The sequence below is a fragment of the Paenibacillus sp. V4I7 genome, from assembly GCF_030817275.1.
GTDB lineage: Bacteria > Bacillota > Bacilli > Paenibacillales > NBRC-103111 > Paenibacillus_E.
Map to the genome: position 1 here is coordinate 3,502,395 of NZ_JAUSZD010000002.1, position 18,153 is coordinate 3,520,547.

Sequence of the window (18,153 nt, forward strand, 5' to 3'; positions counted from 1 at the left end):
CGCCGATGATAGCGTAGGTCCAAGCTAAGGTTCATGCCACAAAGGATAGTTCCTTTTGGCAACGTTATTCAGTATATCATAATCGCATAGTAGAAGTAAATGCTTGTTTCAACTGGAACGTTATAATTTGTTCTTGGCCGTTTCGACGTCAAGTTTAATTTGAGTAACCAAATCGTCTAGGGATGAGAATTTCCGCTCTGGTCGAAGGAAAGCTATGAGCTCAACATTCATATGCTCGCCGTAAATTTGTTCGGAGAAATCAAATAAATGAGCTTCGAATGAGGGCTTTAATTCTCCGGTTGTGAAAGTAGGCTTTACACCTATATTCATAACCCCTTTATAGGTTTCCCCTTTAACAGAAGCTTTAATCGCATAAACACCATTCGTAGGGATGACGTAAGACTCATCCAGTTGAATATTAGCTGTAGGAAAGCCAAGTGTTCTCCCACGCTTCTCTCCATCCACAACGATGCCGCTTATACTATAGGGACGCCCAAGTAGTCTGGTAACTGTGTCGATGTCTCCTTGCTGCAATGATTCACGAATGAGTGTACTGCTAACTTTTTCGCCATCCATATGAAAGGGTCTCACCACTTCTACAGAAAATTTCCCATGACTCAACTCACAAAGCGAATCCGGGGTACCTTTACCTTGGAAACCAAATGTAAAATCAAAACCACATATGACACTTTCCACACCAAGCCGATCCAATACTTGATCCACGAAATGTTCCGGGGATAACCGCATTAAAGAGGCATCAAAGGTAACAATGTAGGTATGATTCACACCCAGCGATTCAAACATTTTCATTTTCTTACTCATCGGAGTTATTAGATCTGTATATCTATCTTGACCCATTACTGCCCTAGGATGTGGGTGAAAGGTCATAATGGCGGCCTTCAGCCCAAGATTCTTAGCCGTACGTAGGGCTCGTCCAATGACTTCCTGATGTCCCAAATGTACACCATCGAAATCACCAATTGCCACCACTTGCTCTCCTACAATTAGGTCCAAATCATCCATATTAATGGGGTATGATATTGGTATTATGCGCATAACTTTCCACCTACCCATTTCAACCTGTCCCGTGACGTTATAATTAGAGGAAAACTTTGGCTGGGATCAGGACTTGGCTAGCGCTGTTCCATTCATACAAACCAAGAAACCGTTCATCAGGCGAATAAGCCCTGAAAATGGTTTGTGATGCATCTGCATGAGCCGTCCGATTCACAGTCATAGGTATTTTCTTCCCTTGTAGTGCATGTATAGCTTCCCCGGCAGATAGTTCAATGAATGGGATATGTGAAATCGCCTGATCCATAGGAATCATATGCACCTGTAGTAATCCTTGAGCCTTCATTTGTTCAATCTGTTCAAATGTTAAGCACTGCTCTTGGCGAATACTGCCCGTCGATGTACGAATTAAACTTTTCATCACCGCCGGATATCCGAGAGCCTTACCTATATCCACACATAAGGTTCTTATATAGGTCCCTTTGGAGCAAGAAGCACGAAATTGAATCTCTGGATGGTTTTGCTGTAGATCCATATGAAGAATGTCTAGCTTATGAATCGTCACTTTACGTGACTTCCGCTCTACTTCTTTGCCTTCACGGGCTAATTCATAGAGTCGTTTCCCATCAATCTTCACTGCTGAGAACATCGGTGGGACCTGTTCGATTTCTCCGACAAAAGAATGAAGAACCTCACGGACCCTTAATTCATCCAAAGTCACCTGCGGAACTTCTTCCAACACCGTACCCGTCATATCCTCCGTATCGGTAGAAAGACCGATTCGAAGAACAGCTTCATATTCCTTGGGCAACTCCTGAATGTACTCAACCATTCGAGTCGCTCTACCTATACATAATGGCAAAACCCCGGTTACTTGCGGGTCTAGCGTTCCCGTATGGCCGATGCGTTTGATCCCAAGGATACCTCTAACTTTGGCTACAACATCATGAGAAGTGAAGCCCGCCGGTTTCCATACAGGCAAAATGCCTTCTAACGTCATATGAGTTCGTTCCCTACTTCCTGAACCATTTTGGCTATTGCTTCCTCAAGCGTACCTTGGATTGTACAGCCTGATGCACGAACATGGCCGCCTCCGCCAAGTGATTGCGCAATTGCAGCAACGTCAACAAGTCCTGATGAGCGGAGACTTACTTTAATTACACCGACTGACTTCTCTTTAAATAGCATGCCCACTTCCACACCTTCCACATTACGCGGATAGTTGACAAGCCCATCCAGATCGTCGCTTGAGGCACCAGTTAACTCTAAATCTGCCAGAGAAACAGCAAGCCATGCTAATTTACGATCATTTGCAAATGAAAGTGTCGATAAAGCTTTTTGCAGAAGTACGATTTGAGAATAAGTGACTCTTTCCAGCACCTGCTCAGCTATGACAGAGCCCTGAACCCCAAGTGATAACAGCGTTGCTCCGATCTGCATGACCTCAGGCGAGGTGTTTGAATACCGAAAACCACCTGTGTCTGTCAGCAAGCCAGTGTAGATACAATCACCAAACTCCAAATTCGGTACAAGCTTCATATGTATAGCTAAATCATATAAAATTTGAACGGTTGCAGCGGCATCATGTTTAATTAAATGGCACGAACCAAATCTATCGTTCGTTGGATGATGATCAACATTGAGCAGCCGTGCTTGGTCATCAAAAAGAGTGCTGATCCTACCCATTCTGGAGAAATCAGCACAATCTACACTTATGATGGTTTGATAAAGTCTTTCTGGAACTTCCTTGCCATAATCAAGTACTCGATCACTTCCCCATAAATAGGAAAATTTAGAGGGCATAGTGCCCTCATTGATCATTGTAAAGGATTTTCCCAGTTGTTTAAGAATCCAACCGGTTGCATACGTAGAACTGGCGGCATCCCCATCCGGTTGGATGTGAGATACCACCAGGAAATCATCATGCTGCTCGATAAACGTAGCTGCTGCTGCCAGCTGCTGTCTGTATTCGGTGGCATGGTTCATTCCACTTCTCATATGCTTGAATTTCCTTCCTGATTAAGCTTATGCAACAAGTTATCGATATGACTTCCATAATCAATAGAAGCATCGAACTTAAATTGCAGTTCTGGAATTTTACGTAAACGAATTCGCTTGCCTAATTCCGAGCGAATATATCCAGAACCTACAGAAAGCGCCTTAAGTGTTGCAGCTTTCTCTTCTTCTGTCCCCATTACGCTAAGAAAAACACGAGCTAAGGATAAATCGTTCGTTACTTCTACACCAGTTACGGTTAAGAAACCAATGCGTGGATCTTTTAATTCGGACTGAACGATCTGGCTTAATTCTTTCTTGATTTGTTCGCCAACTCGACCTACACGAACTCTAGCCATTTGTCATCACCTCTCAACGGACTCCATGATGAAGGCTTCAATAATGTCGCCCTCTTTAATATCATGATAACGCTCAAGAGATATACCACATTCATAACCTTGTGCCACTTCTTTTTGGTCATCCTTGAATCGTTTCAGGGAGTCAATTTTACCTTCGTGCACGACAATACCACTGCGGATCAAGCGTGTTTGTGCATTTCGAGCAATCTTGCCTGAGATAATCATACATCCAGCAATTGTACCTGAACCCGTAATTTTGAACACATTACGTACTTCTGCTTGACCGAGTACAACTTCTTTAAAGATAGGATCCAGCATGCCCTTCATCGCTTGCTCGATTTCTTCAATTACGTTGTAGATAATGTTATGCAGACGGATATCAACTTTCTCTTGATCTGCCGTTGCTTTCGCAGCAGGTTCAGGACGAACATTGAAGCCGATAATAATCGCATTAGATGCAGAAGCCAGAATAATATCAGACTCCGTAACAGCACCAACACCGTTGTGAAGAATTTTAACGCGAACGCCTTCCACTTCGATCTTCTCAAGTGAGCTTTTGAGGGCTTCAACAGAGCCTTGAACGTCACCTTTGATGATTACATTCAGTTCTTTGATTTCGCCGTCTTTAATGTGTTTAAAGAGGTCATCCAACGTAACACGCGAATTCGCCGTCATCTCGGATTGTCGAAGTGCTATGGAACGACGATCTGCAATGTCTCTTGCCTTACGCTCATCTTCATAAGCAAGGAATGGATCCCCAGCTTGTGGAACTTCTGTAAGACCCGTGATTTCAACTGGTGTTGAAGGACCGGCTTCTTTCAGACGTTTACCTTTATCATTCACCATCGCTCTTACGCGGCCGAAGCACACGCCAGCTACGAAGCTATCTCCGACTTTTAATGTACCATGTTGAATCAGGATTCTGGCAACTGGACCACGACCTTTATCCAACTCGGCTTCGATTACGGTCGCTCTAGCACGTTTGTTCGGATTAGCTTTATACTCTTGAACTTCCGCAACAAGCAGAATCATCTCAAGCAGATTTTCAAGTCCAATCCGTTGTTTTGCGGAAATTTCACAGAAAATCGTATCTCCGCCCCACTCTTCCGGAACCAATTCATAAGCTGTAAGTGCTTGTTTGATTTGATCTGGATTTGCGCCTTCTTTATCAATCTTGTTAACTGCAACAATGATCGGAACACCCGCTGCTTTAGCATGGTTAATAGCTTCAACCGTTTGTGGCATTACGCCGTCATCAGCAGCAACAACGATAATTGTAATATCAGTTACTTGTGCACCGCGGGCACGCATGGTTGTAAAAGCTTCGTGACCAGGCGTATCCAAGAAAGTGATTTTCTTTTGGTTAACTTCAACTTGGTAAGCACCGATGTGCTGCGTAATACCGCCTGCTTCACCCTCGGTTACACTTGTTTTACGAATAGCATCAAGTAAAGTCGTTTTACCATGATCGACGTGACCCATGATCGTAACAACTGGCGGACGCTCAATCAGATCTGCCTCATCGTCAATTTCTTCGAAAGTTTCGAAATTGTCTTCTTCGACTTTAATCTTAATTTCAACTTCAACGCCAAACTCGGATGCAATCAATTGAATAGCTTCCAAATCAAGCTCTTGGTTGATAGTTGCCATTGTACCCAAGAACAAAAGCTTTTTAATAACTTCAGAAGCATCTTTGTGAAGTAATTTCGCTGTTTCACCAACAGTCATACTGCCACGAACGATGATTTTCTTAGGAGTGTTGTCAATTTTCTCTTTTTTAACAGTTTCCTGTTGGTATCTTCCTCTATTGTTACCGCGTTGATTGCCTCTGTTTTGTCCACCAGGTCCGCGATTGCCGCCGGAACGGTTATCATCAAAACGCTTAGGTGTTGGTTTGGATTTCTTAGTTGTAATTACACCTGCTTTAGCTGCTGCATCATCCAATTCAGCTGCTGTGGCTCCTACGTGGAACTGCGGCTTCGCTTCTTGAATGACAGGTCTTCCGCTTTGATTATTGTTGCGGTTATCAAACGGTTTAGACTGACGGTTTGGACCAGCACTGCGGTTCGGGCCTGCATTTTGTGGACGGCCGCTATTCGCGCTTTGTCCACCACCAGCTCCTGGTCCTCCAGTACCCTGACTCGGACGGGAACCTGCATAGTTACTATTCGTGCGTGGAGCTCCGCTTTGGCCTTGACCTTGGCTGTAGCCTTGACCGCCGCTAGGACGTTGGCTATTGTAGCCGCCGGTAGAGCCGCTTGGACGCTGGCCACCTGGATTGGATCCTTGATAACCCGTACGTTGTCCGCCTTGGCTGGAGCCTTGACCACTAGGGCGCTGACCACCTGGATTAGAACCTTGATAACCCGTACGTTGTCCACCTTGGCTGGAGCCTTGGCCGCTAGGACGCTGTCCGCCTGGGTTGGAACCTTGATAACCTGTACGTTGTCCACCTTGGCCCTGACTGTTTGGACGTTGTCCGCCTTGCGAAGATCCTTGACCGCTTGGGCGTTGATCACGCCCAGGTTGAGATGGACGACTAGCCGTATTAGGCGTAGATTGTCCTTGAGGCGCTGTTACAGCACCATTTGTAGTTGTGCTGTTCGTTGGTTCTGAAGCAACTGGCTTCGAAGCCGGTGTTGCTGCACCTTTATTCTCTTGTGCTGGAGCCTGCGTTGCAGGATTCTGATTCGTCGTAGATGAACTCACATTTCCTCCGTCCGTAGCTGCTCGTTTGGCAGCCGCATTGGCTTTAATATCACGAAAAAACTTTTCTACACTGCTTACTGCGTCATTTTCCATTACACTCATATGATTGTTAACGGGAATATTCAGACGTTTAAGGATGGTAATAATTTCTTTGCTGCTCATATTGAGTTGTTTTGCGTATTCGTAAACGCGAGTCTTATCTTTATTGTCTTGTTTATTGGTCAATATGTTTCACCTCCGCAGGATTTTCTTGACTCTTCTGCAGCATCTGCGCGAAGCCTCCGTCCAATACACCTATGGTGACACGCATTTCTTTCCCAATGCTGCGGCCCAACTCATACTTCGTACCTATTTCCATGAGTTTAATCCCATAGAATTGGCATTTGTCTTGAAATTTCTTACGTGTATTAGCGGATGCATCTTCCGCCATAATGACAAGCTTGGCTTCTCCCGAGCGAATCGCTTTAAACACACCTTCATCACCGGTTACTAGCTTCCCTGCCCGCATCGCCAAGCCCAATTGGGATAGAAATTTAGGATTCATCTTCAGACTCCTCCTCTTTGGAAGAGAGGAACTCATCTTCAACACGAATGAAATCTTGCTCCAATTGGTCATAAATATCGGCACCAACGGCATGCTTCAGCGCTCTATCCAGGGCTTTACTTTTCTTCGCCAATTTAAAACAAGAAACTTTACCGCACAGGTAGGCACCGCGCCCAGACTTTTTCCCTTTAAGATCTATGAGAATTTCATCTTCAGGCGTTTTGACGATGCGGATCAAGTCCCTCTTCGGCATCATTTCCTGGCAGGCCACGCATTTTCTCAGAGGGATTTTTCTCTGCTTCATTCCGATCACCCCTTGCTCCAAACAAAAACTTAATCGACACTCACAGAATCTTGATGCATTTCTTCTGAATAAGTTTTCACTCTGCCATATTCTTGTTCGGCTTGTGTTTCACTTTTGATGTCTATTTTCCAACCTGTCAATTTGGCAGCAAGACGAGCATTTTGCCCTTTGATTCCAATAGCCAAGGAAAGTTGATAGTCAGGGACAATGACACGCGCCATTTTTTCATTTTCATGAATTTGCACTTCAAGCACTTTGGAAGGGCTAAGCGCATTGGCTACGTATTCTTCCACGCTTTCCATCCAACGAACGATGTCTATTTTCTCGCCGCGCAGTTCGCTTACAATCGTTTGAACACGTAAACCTTTAGGCCCTACACAGGATCCTACGGGATCAACTTCAGCGTTGCGAGAATGAACAGCAATTTTGGATCGGAAACCGGCTTCACGCGCAACTGAACGAATCTCGACCACACCATCAAAGATTTCAGGCACTTCCAGTTCAAAAAGACGCTTCAACAGTCCTGGATGTGTTCTTGATAAAATGATTTGCGGTCCTTTCGTCGTATTTTCCACTTTCGTGATATACGCTTTAATCCGATCGCCCTGTTTGAACTTATCTGTAGGCATCAATTCAGTCAAAGGCAGCACAGCCTCAACTTTACCCAAGTCCACATAAATGTTACGTTGATCTTGGCGCTGAAGGATACCTGTAACGATATCTTCTTCCTTGTCGATAAAAGCATTATAAATTAAGCCACGCTCGGCTTCACGAATACGCTGAGTCACCACTTGTTTCGCAGTTTGAGCAGCAATACGTCCGAAATCACGAGGAGTCACTTCAATTTCAACGATATCTTCCAATTGGTAATTCGGATTAATTTCACGAGAAGCGTGAAGTGAAATTTCCAATCTCGGATCTAATACTTCCTCAGTTACGGTTTTACGGGCATATACCTTGATGAGGCCAGTATGGCGATTGATATCAACTCGCACATTCTGTGCGGTGTTGAAATTACGTTTATAACTTGAAATCATCGCTGCTTCAATTGCATCGATAAGTAACTCCTTTGAGATACCCTTCTCACGTTCAATTTCCGACAGCGCTTCGATAAAATCCGTGTTCATTTGAACTGAGTCCCCCCTTTCAATAAGTAACGGTCACTAAAAAACGATAGCTAGACGAGCGCTTGCTACTTTAGCGAACGGGATAATTATTTTCTTTTTGCCAATTTCAATAACGAGTTCTTCCTCGTCAAAGGAAAGCAGTAAACCTTCAAATTCCTTGGAACCGTCTATCGGTTCATAGGTGGTAACAAATACATGACTATTCACAGCCTTGTGATAATCTTGTGTCTTCTTAAGCGGACGTTCCGCGCCTGGTGAAGAAACTTCCAAGAAATAGGCATCAGCAATGGGATCTTTTTCATCCAATTGAACACTTAAGTATTCACTGATGCGGCCGCAATCATCTATATCAATTCCGCCTTCCTTGTCTGCATAGACACGAAGGAACCAGTTGCTGCCCTCTTTGACATATTCAATATCCACGAGTTCAAATCCATTTTGTTCAATGAAATCCTTCAGCATGTCCTCAATGACGGATTTGATTTGCGCTTGTATAGCCACAGATAAATGTACCTCCTAAATTGACTTTCCCTTATCGTATTCCGAAAAGTCCTATATCAAAATGTAAAGAGTGGGTTTCCCCACTCTTTAATCACAAGATGATATCCTCATTATTGCCAATAAAAATTATACCATAACCATTCTTTGCATTACAATAGCAAACTTGTTAATCATTTTCACTTGACAGCTAAAAGTTTTTCTTAGAAAAACTGACTTCGGAAGCTTAGAATAAGGACAATTGATTCGATTCCGGCAGCCCGCGGAAACATCCCATCGCGCTGAGCATCTCAATGACCGTCTTTGAGGCTTTGGATCGATTTTGGAAATCTTCGATGGAGAGGAAGTCGCCCTCCTCTTTAGCAGCGGCAATATTTTTGGCTGCGTTATCTCCGATACCTGACATTGCTGCAAATGGCGGGATAAGTGACGTACCATCGATAATAAACCGCGTCGCATCCGAACGATAGATATCAATCGGTTTGAAACTGAAGCCACGAGACGTCATTTCGAGGGACATCTCCAAAATGGAAACCATCGCTTTTTCTTTCGGCAGCGCTTGGAAGCCTTTCTCTTCAATCTCAATCAACTTTTTAAGAATGGCATCATATCCTTGGCACAGAAGCTCTAAGTCAAAGTCAGCCGCACGAACACTAAAATAAGTCGCATAGTACGCTATCGGATGATAAACCTTAAAGTAAGCAGTACGAACAGCAGAGATAACATAAGCAGCAGCATGCGCCTTTGGAAACATATATTCAATCCGTTCACAAGATTCAATATACCAAGCTGGCACATTACAGCGTTTCATCTCATCTTTCCATTCATCTGTAAGCCCCTTACCTTTACGAACACTCTCGGTAATTTTGAAAGCAAGACCTGCATCCATTCCTGCCTTATAAATCAAGAAGAGCATGATATCATCCCGACAGCCAATAACTGTCTTAATGTTACATATCCCTTTTTTAATTAACTCCTGTGCATTTCCAAGCCAAACACCCGTTCCATGTGACAAACCAGAAATTTGCAGTAAATCGGCAAAGGAGCTTGGCTGTGTTTCCTGAAGCATCTGACGAACGAACTTGGTTCCCATTTCCGGAACACCGTAAGTCGCTACTGGAGATCGAATTTGATCCGGTCTGACCCCAATCGCTTCTGTTGAGTTGAAAATACTCATCGCTTTCGCATCATTCATAGGGATGGTCGTTGGATCAATGCCTGTTAAATCTTGCAGCATCCGCATCATCGTCGGGTCGTCGTGTCCGAGAATATCAAGTTTCAGCAAATTGGCGTCAAAGGCATGATAATCAAAATGGGTCGTTTTCCATTCCGAATTCTTATCATCAGCTGGGTATTGAACGGGTGTGATATCATCAACTTCCATATAATCCGGTACAACGACAATACCGCCGGGATGCTGCCCCGTGCTTCGCTTAACCCCAGTACAGCCAGCAGCCAATCGGCTAATTTCAGCACCTCGCCACTTCTGGCCTTGCTCTTCTTCATACTTCTTGACGAATCCGAATGCCGTCTTCTCAGCGACAGTACCGATGGTACCCGCACGGAATACATTCTTCTCACCAAAAATTTCTTTCGTAAAATTATGCGCAATCGGTTGATAAACGCCAGAGAAGTTCAAATCGATATCGGGAACCTTGTCCCCTTTAAAGCCAAGAAATGTCTCAAACGGAATGTCGTGACCGTCACCTTTTAAATTCCCCCCGCAATTCGGGCAAACTTTATTAGGAAGATCGAATCCACTCGGAACGCTCCCGTCCAGGAACCACTCACTATGCTGACAAGATACACATATATAATGAGGAGGCAGCGGATTAACCTCGGAAATGCCTAACATCATCGCAACCACGGAAGAACCAACGGAACCCCTTGAACCTACGAGATAACCGTCCGCATTCGACTTTTTCACAAGACGTTCGGAAATCAAATAGTTGGCAGAGAAACCGAACTTAATAATCGGAACAAGCTCTTTCTCAAGCCGGGCGATAATGACTTCCGGAAGTTCATCCCCATACATTTTCTTCGCTGTATGGTAACAGGTGGTACGAATTTCTTCGTCGGCACCTTCAATGATAGGTGTAAACAGCTTGTCAGGGAAAAGCTCAATAACTTCAAAGCGATCCGCTAGATCATTCGTACTGCGAATAACAACCTCAATCGCCTTTTCTTCACCAAGAAACTTGAATTCTTCCAGCATCTCTTTGGTCGTACGGAAATGAGCATCCGGTTTTTTCATAGCTTTAAGTGGACTAAACCCGGTAATTCCATTAATGGCAATATCCCTGCATACTTTCTCACGAGGATTCAGATAATGAGCATTCCCTGTAGCAATAACCGGTTTACCTGTCTTATAACCAATTTCACAAACACGTCGTACAGCATTTTCTAAATCTTCGACGCTCCCAACAAGGCCCTTCTCTACCAGATGCATGTTATAGCTCACAGGTTGAATCTCAAGAATGTCATAGAACTCAGCCACTTGTTCGGCTTCTTCGATTGATTTATTTAGAACAGCTTCAAAGAATTCCCCTTTTTCACAGCCCGAGGTGATAAGAAGACCTTCTCTATGCTCTACTAGAACACTTTTGGGAATCGTAGCAGACCGCTGCAAATAGGTTGTATGGGATAAGGATATAAGTTTGAATAAGTTCTTCTTCCCAACGGCATTTAGCGCGTAAACACAACAATGGAAAGGACGCTGATTAGACAAATCTTTTCCTACATAATCATTCAATTTAGCAAGATTCGTTATTTGTCGATCATTAGCCTCATTAATTAAATGATATAAAACAAAACCTAATGCAATAGAGTCATCAATCGCCCGGTGATGGTTGTCCAAGCCTACTTTAAATTTATCCGACAAGGTATTCAATCGATGGTTCTTCATTGAAGGGAATAAAAATCTAGCAAGCTCTAGGGTATCCAGTACGGAGTTCGTAACCTCTGGCAATCCCATACGTTTCAAATTCGCTTGAAGGAAACCCATATCAAATCGTGCATTATGGGCTACGAGAACACAATCACCGACAAACTCAATAAACTTAGGTAGCTCATCCTCGATATCTGGTGCATCTTTTACCATTTCATCGTTAATGTTCGTCAATTGTTGAATGTTATAAGGAATTTTCTCGTGAGGATTAATGAACGTTGCAAACCGATCAATTTCTTTACCGTCCTGCATTTTAACACCTGCAAGCTCGATAATTTGGTTATTGGTAACAGAAAGCCCCGTTGTCTCTACGTCGAATATCACATAAGTTGCTTGCTTCAGATCCATATCTCTACCATTCATTACAATAGGAACAGAGTCATTCACAACGTTTGCTTCCACACCATAAATCACTTTAATTCCGTGCTTTTTGGCTGCTTTTCCTGCATCAGGGAAACACTGAATGTTACTATGATCCGTAACCGCGATGGCTTTATGTCCCCATTTAGCCGCCATTTTCACATATTGATCAATAGGTGTCAAAGCATCCATGGTACTCATGGTCGTGTGCAAATGAAACTCAACACGCTTCTCAGCTGCATCGTCCATCCGATCCTTGGGAGCCATGACTTCATTCAGGTCATTCGGAATCATGACAAGTTCAGGAATTTGCATGAAACGATCATACTCGACCTTCCCTCTCGCTCTAATCCATGTTCCATTTGCAAGAAGGCTCATAATTTTCACGTCATCTTTGGTTTTCGCAAATACTTTCATCGCCAAAGAATCTGTAAAATCGGTCAGGTTAAATGTAAATAATGTGTTTCCATTTCTCAATTCCTTGACGTCTAGTCCAAATACGGTACCCTGAACCGTTACTTTCTTCTCTTCTTCTTGAATGTCCTTGAGTGGTGTTGGCACCTCTTTGATATCGTAGCCCATAACAAGCTTGAGATCCGTATCTGGTAATGAGGATGCTTCTTCTTCCATGTCGATGGACATCATGATCTCTTGGGTGATGGTCTTCTCGCCTTGCTCGCGACGCTTCGCAAATTTCTCATACTCAGCTTCGATCTCAGTGGAATCACTAATCGCATACTTTACGTTTAATTCTGTTTGAAAAAAGTTATGAAAAAAGTTCCGTATGAACATATCTACATTTTTCTTTTTAGCAAGTTCAAGTCCAATCTGATCTAGCATTATTAGCGTTAGCGTATGACCTTGTACCTCAAACCTTGCTTTGGACATCCAACCATTAATCGATGCTACTTCACGCTGCAGCCACTCCATAAATAGGCTCCAGTATTCATCCACCAAAGCAGCGGGTTCTACTTGCTCATATTTCCAAATAAAACGAATCTTCGCAATTTGAGCGAACTTCTCTTGAATCATTTTACAAAAAGACCGATAAATATTTTGAGGCACTATTTCATTTTTCACCAAATAAAAGGTCCAGTCGCGATTTTTTCGACTAATTTCTACTTGCTCGATGTAGCCTTCCGCAAAAAATGACCGCACGATATCGGCTGGAATCTCGGCTTGCTGCATCAAAAGCTCAAAGCGATTCCGTTTATCAGCCAAATTACTCATGAACAGCCTCCCCATAAAAATACGAAGGGCAATGGAATTGTTGCTTCCATTTGCCCTTGATTGTAATTAATAACTTCGGCCAAAAACGACCGTATGTTTAGCGGCATCGCCGCAAACCAGACATGTTGATTTCGTTTCTGAAGGTGTGAATGGAATATTTCGGCTTGTTGCCCCCGTCTCTTCCTTCACTTGATCTTCACAAACGCTAGACCCGCACCAGCCGGCCAATGCAAATCCGCGTTTCGTCTCTAGGAATGTTTTGAACTCATCAATAGAATCTACCGCAATGTAATGATCGTCACGGAACTGCTTCGCTTTATCATACATCTGCTGATGAATCTCAGCAAGTAAATTTTGAACTTCCTGAACGAAGTCAGTTTGCAGAACTGTTTTCTTCTCCCCGCTTACACGAGAGACGAGAACAACTTGTCCATTTTCCATGTCACGAGGTCCTAATTCAACACGGATCGGTATACCGCGCATTTCATATTCATTGAATTTCCAACCTGGGCTTTGGTCGGCTCGGTCATCCACTTTAACTCGAACGCCTGCTTTCTTAAGCTCTGCATACAATTCGTCTACCCGTCCAATAACTTGTTCCCGTGTTTTTGGAGGACCAATCGGAATCATGATGACTTGAGTTGGGGCAACTTTAGGTGGCAATACCAACCCACGATCATCGCCATGAACCATGATAAGCGCACCGATAAGTCGAGTACTAACTCCCCATGAAGTCGTATGAGCAAATTGATGCTGATTTTCACGGTCCAAGAACTTAATATCGAAAGCGACTGCAAAATTCGTACCCAAATAGTGAGATGTGCCAGCTTGCACCGCTTTCCCATCTTTCATCATCGCCTCAATAGAGAAAGTATCGATAGCACCCGCGAATTTCTCAGAAGGAGTCTTCTGCCCAACAATAACTGGGATTGCTAAGAAATCTTCCGCAAATTGGCGATAAACATCCAACATCTGCATCGTTTCACGGCGTGCATCCTGCTCATCCTCATGAGCCGTATGGCCTTCCTGCCACAAGAACTCCGTAGTTCGAAGGAAAGGCAATGTGCGCTTCTCCCATCGAACTACGTTAGCCCATTGATTAATCAAAAGGGGAAGATCGCGATAGGAATTGATCCACTCCGAATACATATGACCAATCATCGTTTCCGAAGTTGGACGAATAGCTAGACGTTCTTCGAGCTTCTCTCCGCCTGCTTCAGTGACCCAAGGCAGCTCTGGATTAAAGCCTTCTACGTGTTCTTTTTCCTTCTGGAAAAAACTCTCTGGAATAAATAACGGGAAATAGGCGTTCCGGTGACCCGTTTCTTTGAATTTGCTATCGAGTTCACGTTGTATGTTTTCCCATATTTCATAGCCGTCCGGTTTAAACACGATACAGCCGCGCACTGGTGAATAGCTCATTAAATCAGCTTTCTTGATCACATCTATGTACCAACGGGAGAAATCCTCTCCCTGTGGTGTAATCTCTTTAACAAACTGTTTATCGTTTGACATAAACCCTCCTACACAATTAGGACTATCCCTTAATTAATCTTAAAATGTCATTGTAAGTAACTGCCACCATGAGCAGCATTAGCAGTGCAAAACCAACAAAATGAACCATACTTTCCCGATTCGGATCAATTGGCTTCCCGCGTAATGCTTCTAGACCCATAAATAGAAGTCGGCTTCCATCTAAAGCTGGAATAGGCAGGAGATTAAATATACCTAGATACAGGCTTAATGTAGCTGCCCATGAGATTAAGTAAGTTATTCCCATTTTGGCAAATTCAGCTGATACTTGAGCTGTCCGGACAGGTCCGCCAAGATCATCAAGTTTAAACTGCAGCATCACAAGCTTCTGTAAACCAGTCACAATGCCAATCGTTGTTCCAACGACTTGTTCGTATGTGCCAGTTAACACTTCGCTAAAGGTTGCGCTTCTGCGATCCCCAGAAATGACTACACCGAGCTTACCGGCCCCTGCTTCCATTTCAGGTGTAACCTGAAGAGTAATTGGATTACCTGAACGATCCACAACCCAGGTCATCGGCTTTCCTGCAGATGATTGAATCGAGGTGACAAGCTTCTCGCGGTCATCACCAATCGGTTGATTATCAATCGATATGATGATATCCCCTTTGTGGAGACCTGACTTCTCCCCGGCTTTACCTGCAAGCACGGAATCAAGCTTAACGTTCGTAAATACGCCCGACATAATAACAACGATAAAAAATAACACAATCGCAAGTATGAAGTTCATCACAGGGCCCATCACAATAGCAATTGCTCTCTGGCCAACCGTTTTGGAACCAAACTGACGATCATATGGAGCAATCTGTGTTTCTGTCCCTTTGGTCACCATCATAGCTTGTGGATCAATGGGATAAGTAACGCTTTCTCCGTCAACATCAAGTGAAACTTGAAGCGCTCTTTCTAAATCAATTTGTTCCACGACACCAATGATAACATTCGAACGTCGATCTAGTTGATCAAGATAAAGAGATGAAACTTGATTTTGTTTATTTAATTTAACGGCAACCGTTTGTCCAGGGTTCACTTGGACAAGTTCCGGGTCTTCCCCTGCCATGCGAACGAATCCGCCAATTGGCAGAATACGCAACGTATAGCGAGTTTCCCCTTTTTTATATGAGAAAATTTTGGGTCCAAAGCCGATTGCAAATTCTCGAACTAAGATGCCTGCACGTTTCGCAAAGTAAAAATGACCCCATTCATGAATCGTAACGAGAACGAAAAACAACAAAATAACCTTCAATCCAACTTCTATGGCTGACAAGTCGTATTTCCTCCTTCGAGTTTTCTTCAGAAAACTTACCTATGTTTGCAAAAACCATAACGTTTTCGTTTGAAAACCTGCCTTCTAAGCATCCACTTATGGACAGCATGTTCTTAGATTAACATTATTGAACTGCTGAATACAAGCTATGCCCTTTTAGCACAGTATACGAGCTGAGAGTTTGAATTAGACTTTACTTTATTGAGCGCCTAGCTGATAGATTGAAAAAAGAGCCGAGCCAACCTCGCTGACCTAAGCTCTCATAAAATTAAAAAACGATGGATGATGCAAAGGCTCTTGCCCAAATATCCTGCTCATGAATGACGTCTAGATGAGGTTTAGAATGGGATTCGTGTTTCTGCAAAACAGCTTCAATGATCTGCTCAATTTGCAAAAACGTAATCTCACCTTTGAGGAAGCGTGCAACTGCGATTTCGTTCGCTGCATTATAAACAGTAGGTGTAGTACCTCCCTGTTTTCCGCTCTCAAATGCCATTCGTAAACACGGATACCGATTGTAATCCATCTCACGGAAATGAAGCTTGCCAATGGCTGCTAAATCTAACCGATGGGTAGGCGTAGGGTATCTATCTGGATAGGTTAATGCGTATTGGATAGGAACACGCATATCCGGATTACCCAGCTGAGCAATAACACTATTGTCAACAAATTCAACATAGGAATGAATGACACTTTCAGGATGGATGAGGACATCTATTTCGTCATACGACAGATCGAATAACCAATGAGCCTCGATAACCTCAAGACCTTTATTGACCATCGTTGCTGAATCGATCGTAATTTTGGCTCCCATCGACCAATTCGGGTGCTGTAGGGCTTGTTCGACCGTTACTCCCTCTAATTCTTCTCGCGATCGATCTCGAAAGGAACCCCCAGAAGCAGTAAGCGTAATCTTCGCAATCTGTGAGCGATTCTCACCATTCAAACATTGAAATATAGCCGAATGTTCACTATCAATAGGCAGCAAAGATACGCCTTTTCGACGAATAGCATCCTTTACAATGTGCCCTGCACTTACTAACGTCTCCTTATTTGCGAGTCCAATGTGTTTGCCAGCTTCAATCGCGGCCATCGTAGGCTTAAGTCCTTGACTCCCTACCAAAGCAGTTACAACCAAGTCTGCATCTGTTGATGCAGCAACTTCCATTAATCCCTCTTCACCATATAACACCTTCGTAGATGACGAAACATTCTTGGAAACTTCGTCGGCCAGCTCCTTGGTCGCTACGGATACTACTTTTGGGTGAAACTTTTTAACTTGTTCAATCAATAATTGACTATTATAACCGCCAGATAATGCTTCAATTTGAAATTTATCTGGGGCATGCTGGGCAATATCTAAGGTTTGTGTACCAATAGACCCTGTAGACCCCAGAATGGCAATCCGTTTCATCATATTCCACCTCGCCTATGACTATTAGTGAGTAAGAATTCCAAGCCAATGAATAAATGGAAATACGATAAGCCAACTATCCATCCGATCGAGTACTCCACCGTGCCCGGGAAGTAAGGTTCCCGTATCTTTTATACCCTTTACTCGCTTATAAGCCGACTGTATTAAGTCTCCGACTTGTCCAACAACAGCAATTATGAAGCCAAGCATCAATGCTTTGCCAAACCCAAGCAAATCCGGTGCATACAAGGCGAATCCTAGTGCGGCAATCATCGAAATAACGACGCCACCTACAGCTCCTTCAATTGACTTCTTAGGACTGATTTGAGGCCACAGAAGATGTTTTCCCAGCTTCGAACCGACAAAATAAGCTCCTGAATCCGAAGCCCAAATACATACAAACACAACTATTGACCAAAATAAGCCATGCTCCATTAAGCGTGCAGCAATCATATAATTGAATCCAAAACCTATGTAAATGACTCCAAGTAAAATAATAGAAACCTGATCTATTGTTATCGTATTTTTTGAAGCGACTGTAATGAAAAGCAAAACAAACATGGTCAGCCAAATAATGGCGGTCGAAGAAACGGGAAGTGAACCACCAAAAGCCTCCCACGGTACCGTTAAGAATAACAAGGAGATTAAAGCAACAACCGCTGTTAATTTATACTTCGTGAAGTCATTCATTTGCATATATTCACGATAGCCGATTATTGACAGTAACACGATTAACCCAGCGTACCAATAACCACCTAGTACTAATAACGTAATGAAAACGAGCCCGGCAATGACCCCCGTGACGATCCTTTGCTTCAAGTTGAATCCCCCTAGATGAACACACACCGGAAACAT

At 43.5% G+C, this 18,153-nt stretch carries 14 protein-coding genes; all 14 read right to left on the reverse strand.

Going from position 1 to position 18,153, the window contains the following annotated elements:
• Window positions 1-120: 120 nt before the first annotated feature.
• Window positions 121-1,056, reverse strand: coding sequence for a bifunctional riboflavin kinase/FAD synthetase (locus tag QFZ80_RS17275; protein WP_307560186.1), 936 nt, complete (start codon window positions 1,054-1,056; stop codon window positions 121-123).
• A 43-nt stretch (window positions 1,057-1,099) separates the two neighbouring features.
• Window positions 1,100-2,014 carry a tRNA pseudouridine(55) synthase TruB gene (truB, locus tag QFZ80_RS17280; protein ID WP_307560189.1) on the reverse strand — a complete coding sequence of 305 codons (915 nt, stop codon included), beginning with the start codon at window positions 2,012-2,014 and terminating at the stop codon, window positions 1,100-1,102.
• The gene (locus tag QFZ80_RS17285) at window positions 2,011-3,012 is read right to left on the reverse strand and encodes a DHH family phosphoesterase (protein WP_307545140.1); all 1,002 of its coding nucleotides are present in this window, start codon (window positions 3,010-3,012) and stop codon (window positions 2,011-2,013) included. The genes truB and QFZ80_RS17285 overlap by 4 nt, the downstream gene beginning before the upstream one ends.
• Window positions 3,009-3,368, reverse strand: a complete 360-nt coding sequence (rbfA, locus tag QFZ80_RS17290) for a 30S ribosome-binding factor RbfA (RefSeq protein WP_307545139.1) — start codon at window positions 3,366-3,368, stop codon at window positions 3,009-3,011. Before rbfA ends, QFZ80_RS17285 begins: the two co-directional genes overlap by 4 nt.
• Before the next feature lie 6 nt (window positions 3,369-3,374).
• Entirely contained in the window at window positions 3,375-6,302 is a 2,928-nt protein-coding gene (gene infB / locus QFZ80_RS17295; RefSeq protein ID WP_307545138.1) for a translation initiation factor IF-2, read from the reverse strand.
• Window positions 6,292-6,621, reverse strand: coding sequence for a L7Ae/L30e/S12e/Gadd45 family ribosomal protein (locus QFZ80_RS17300; protein WP_235549131.1), 330 nt, complete (start codon window positions 6,619-6,621; stop codon window positions 6,292-6,294). The genes infB and QFZ80_RS17300 overlap by 11 nt, the downstream gene beginning before the upstream one ends.
• Entirely contained in the window at window positions 6,611-6,925 is a 315-nt protein-coding gene (gene rnpM, locus QFZ80_RS17305) for an RNase P modulator RnpM (RefSeq protein ID WP_029195245.1), read from the reverse strand. Before rnpM ends, QFZ80_RS17300 begins: the two co-directional genes overlap by 11 nt.
• Before the next feature lie 29 nt (window positions 6,926-6,954).
• Window positions 6,955-8,052, reverse strand: a complete 1,098-nt coding sequence (nusA, locus tag QFZ80_RS17310; protein WP_047672911.1) for a transcription termination factor NusA — start codon at window positions 8,050-8,052, stop codon at window positions 6,955-6,957.
• A gap of 36 nt (window positions 8,053-8,088) precedes the next feature.
• Window positions 8,089-8,547 carry a ribosome maturation factor RimP gene (rimP, locus tag QFZ80_RS17315; RefSeq protein ID WP_307555430.1) on the reverse strand — a complete coding sequence of 153 codons (459 nt, stop codon included), beginning with the start codon at window positions 8,545-8,547 and terminating at the stop codon, window positions 8,089-8,091.
• A 229-nt stretch (window positions 8,548-8,776) separates the two neighbouring features.
• Window positions 8,777-13,087: a PolC-type DNA polymerase III gene (locus QFZ80_RS17320; RefSeq protein WP_307560191.1), complete on the reverse strand. Its 4,311-nt coding sequence runs from the start codon at window positions 13,085-13,087 to the stop codon at window positions 8,777-8,779.
• Window positions 13,088-13,153: 66 nt separating this feature from the next.
• A complete protein-coding gene (gene proS, locus QFZ80_RS17325; RefSeq protein ID WP_307545136.1) occupies window positions 13,154-14,602 on the reverse strand; it encodes a proline--tRNA ligase in 1,449 nt (482 codons plus the stop codon).
• 22 nt (window positions 14,603-14,624) lie between these two features.
• A complete protein-coding gene (rseP, locus tag QFZ80_RS17330; RefSeq protein ID WP_307545135.1) occupies window positions 14,625-15,884 on the reverse strand; it encodes an RIP metalloprotease RseP in 1,260 nt (419 codons plus the stop codon).
• A gap of 268 nt (window positions 15,885-16,152) precedes the next feature.
• On the reverse strand, window positions 16,153-17,298 hold the full coding sequence (locus QFZ80_RS17335) for a 1-deoxy-D-xylulose-5-phosphate reductoisomerase (protein WP_307564151.1): 1,146 nt from the start codon (window positions 17,296-17,298) through the stop codon (window positions 16,153-16,155).
• A 24-nt stretch (window positions 17,299-17,322) separates the two neighbouring features.
• Window positions 17,323-18,117 (reverse strand): phosphatidate cytidylyltransferase, encoded by a 795-nt coding sequence (locus QFZ80_RS17340; protein WP_307545134.1) that lies wholly within the window; start codon window positions 18,115-18,117, stop codon window positions 17,323-17,325.
• Window positions 18,118-18,153: the final 36 nt, after the last annotated feature.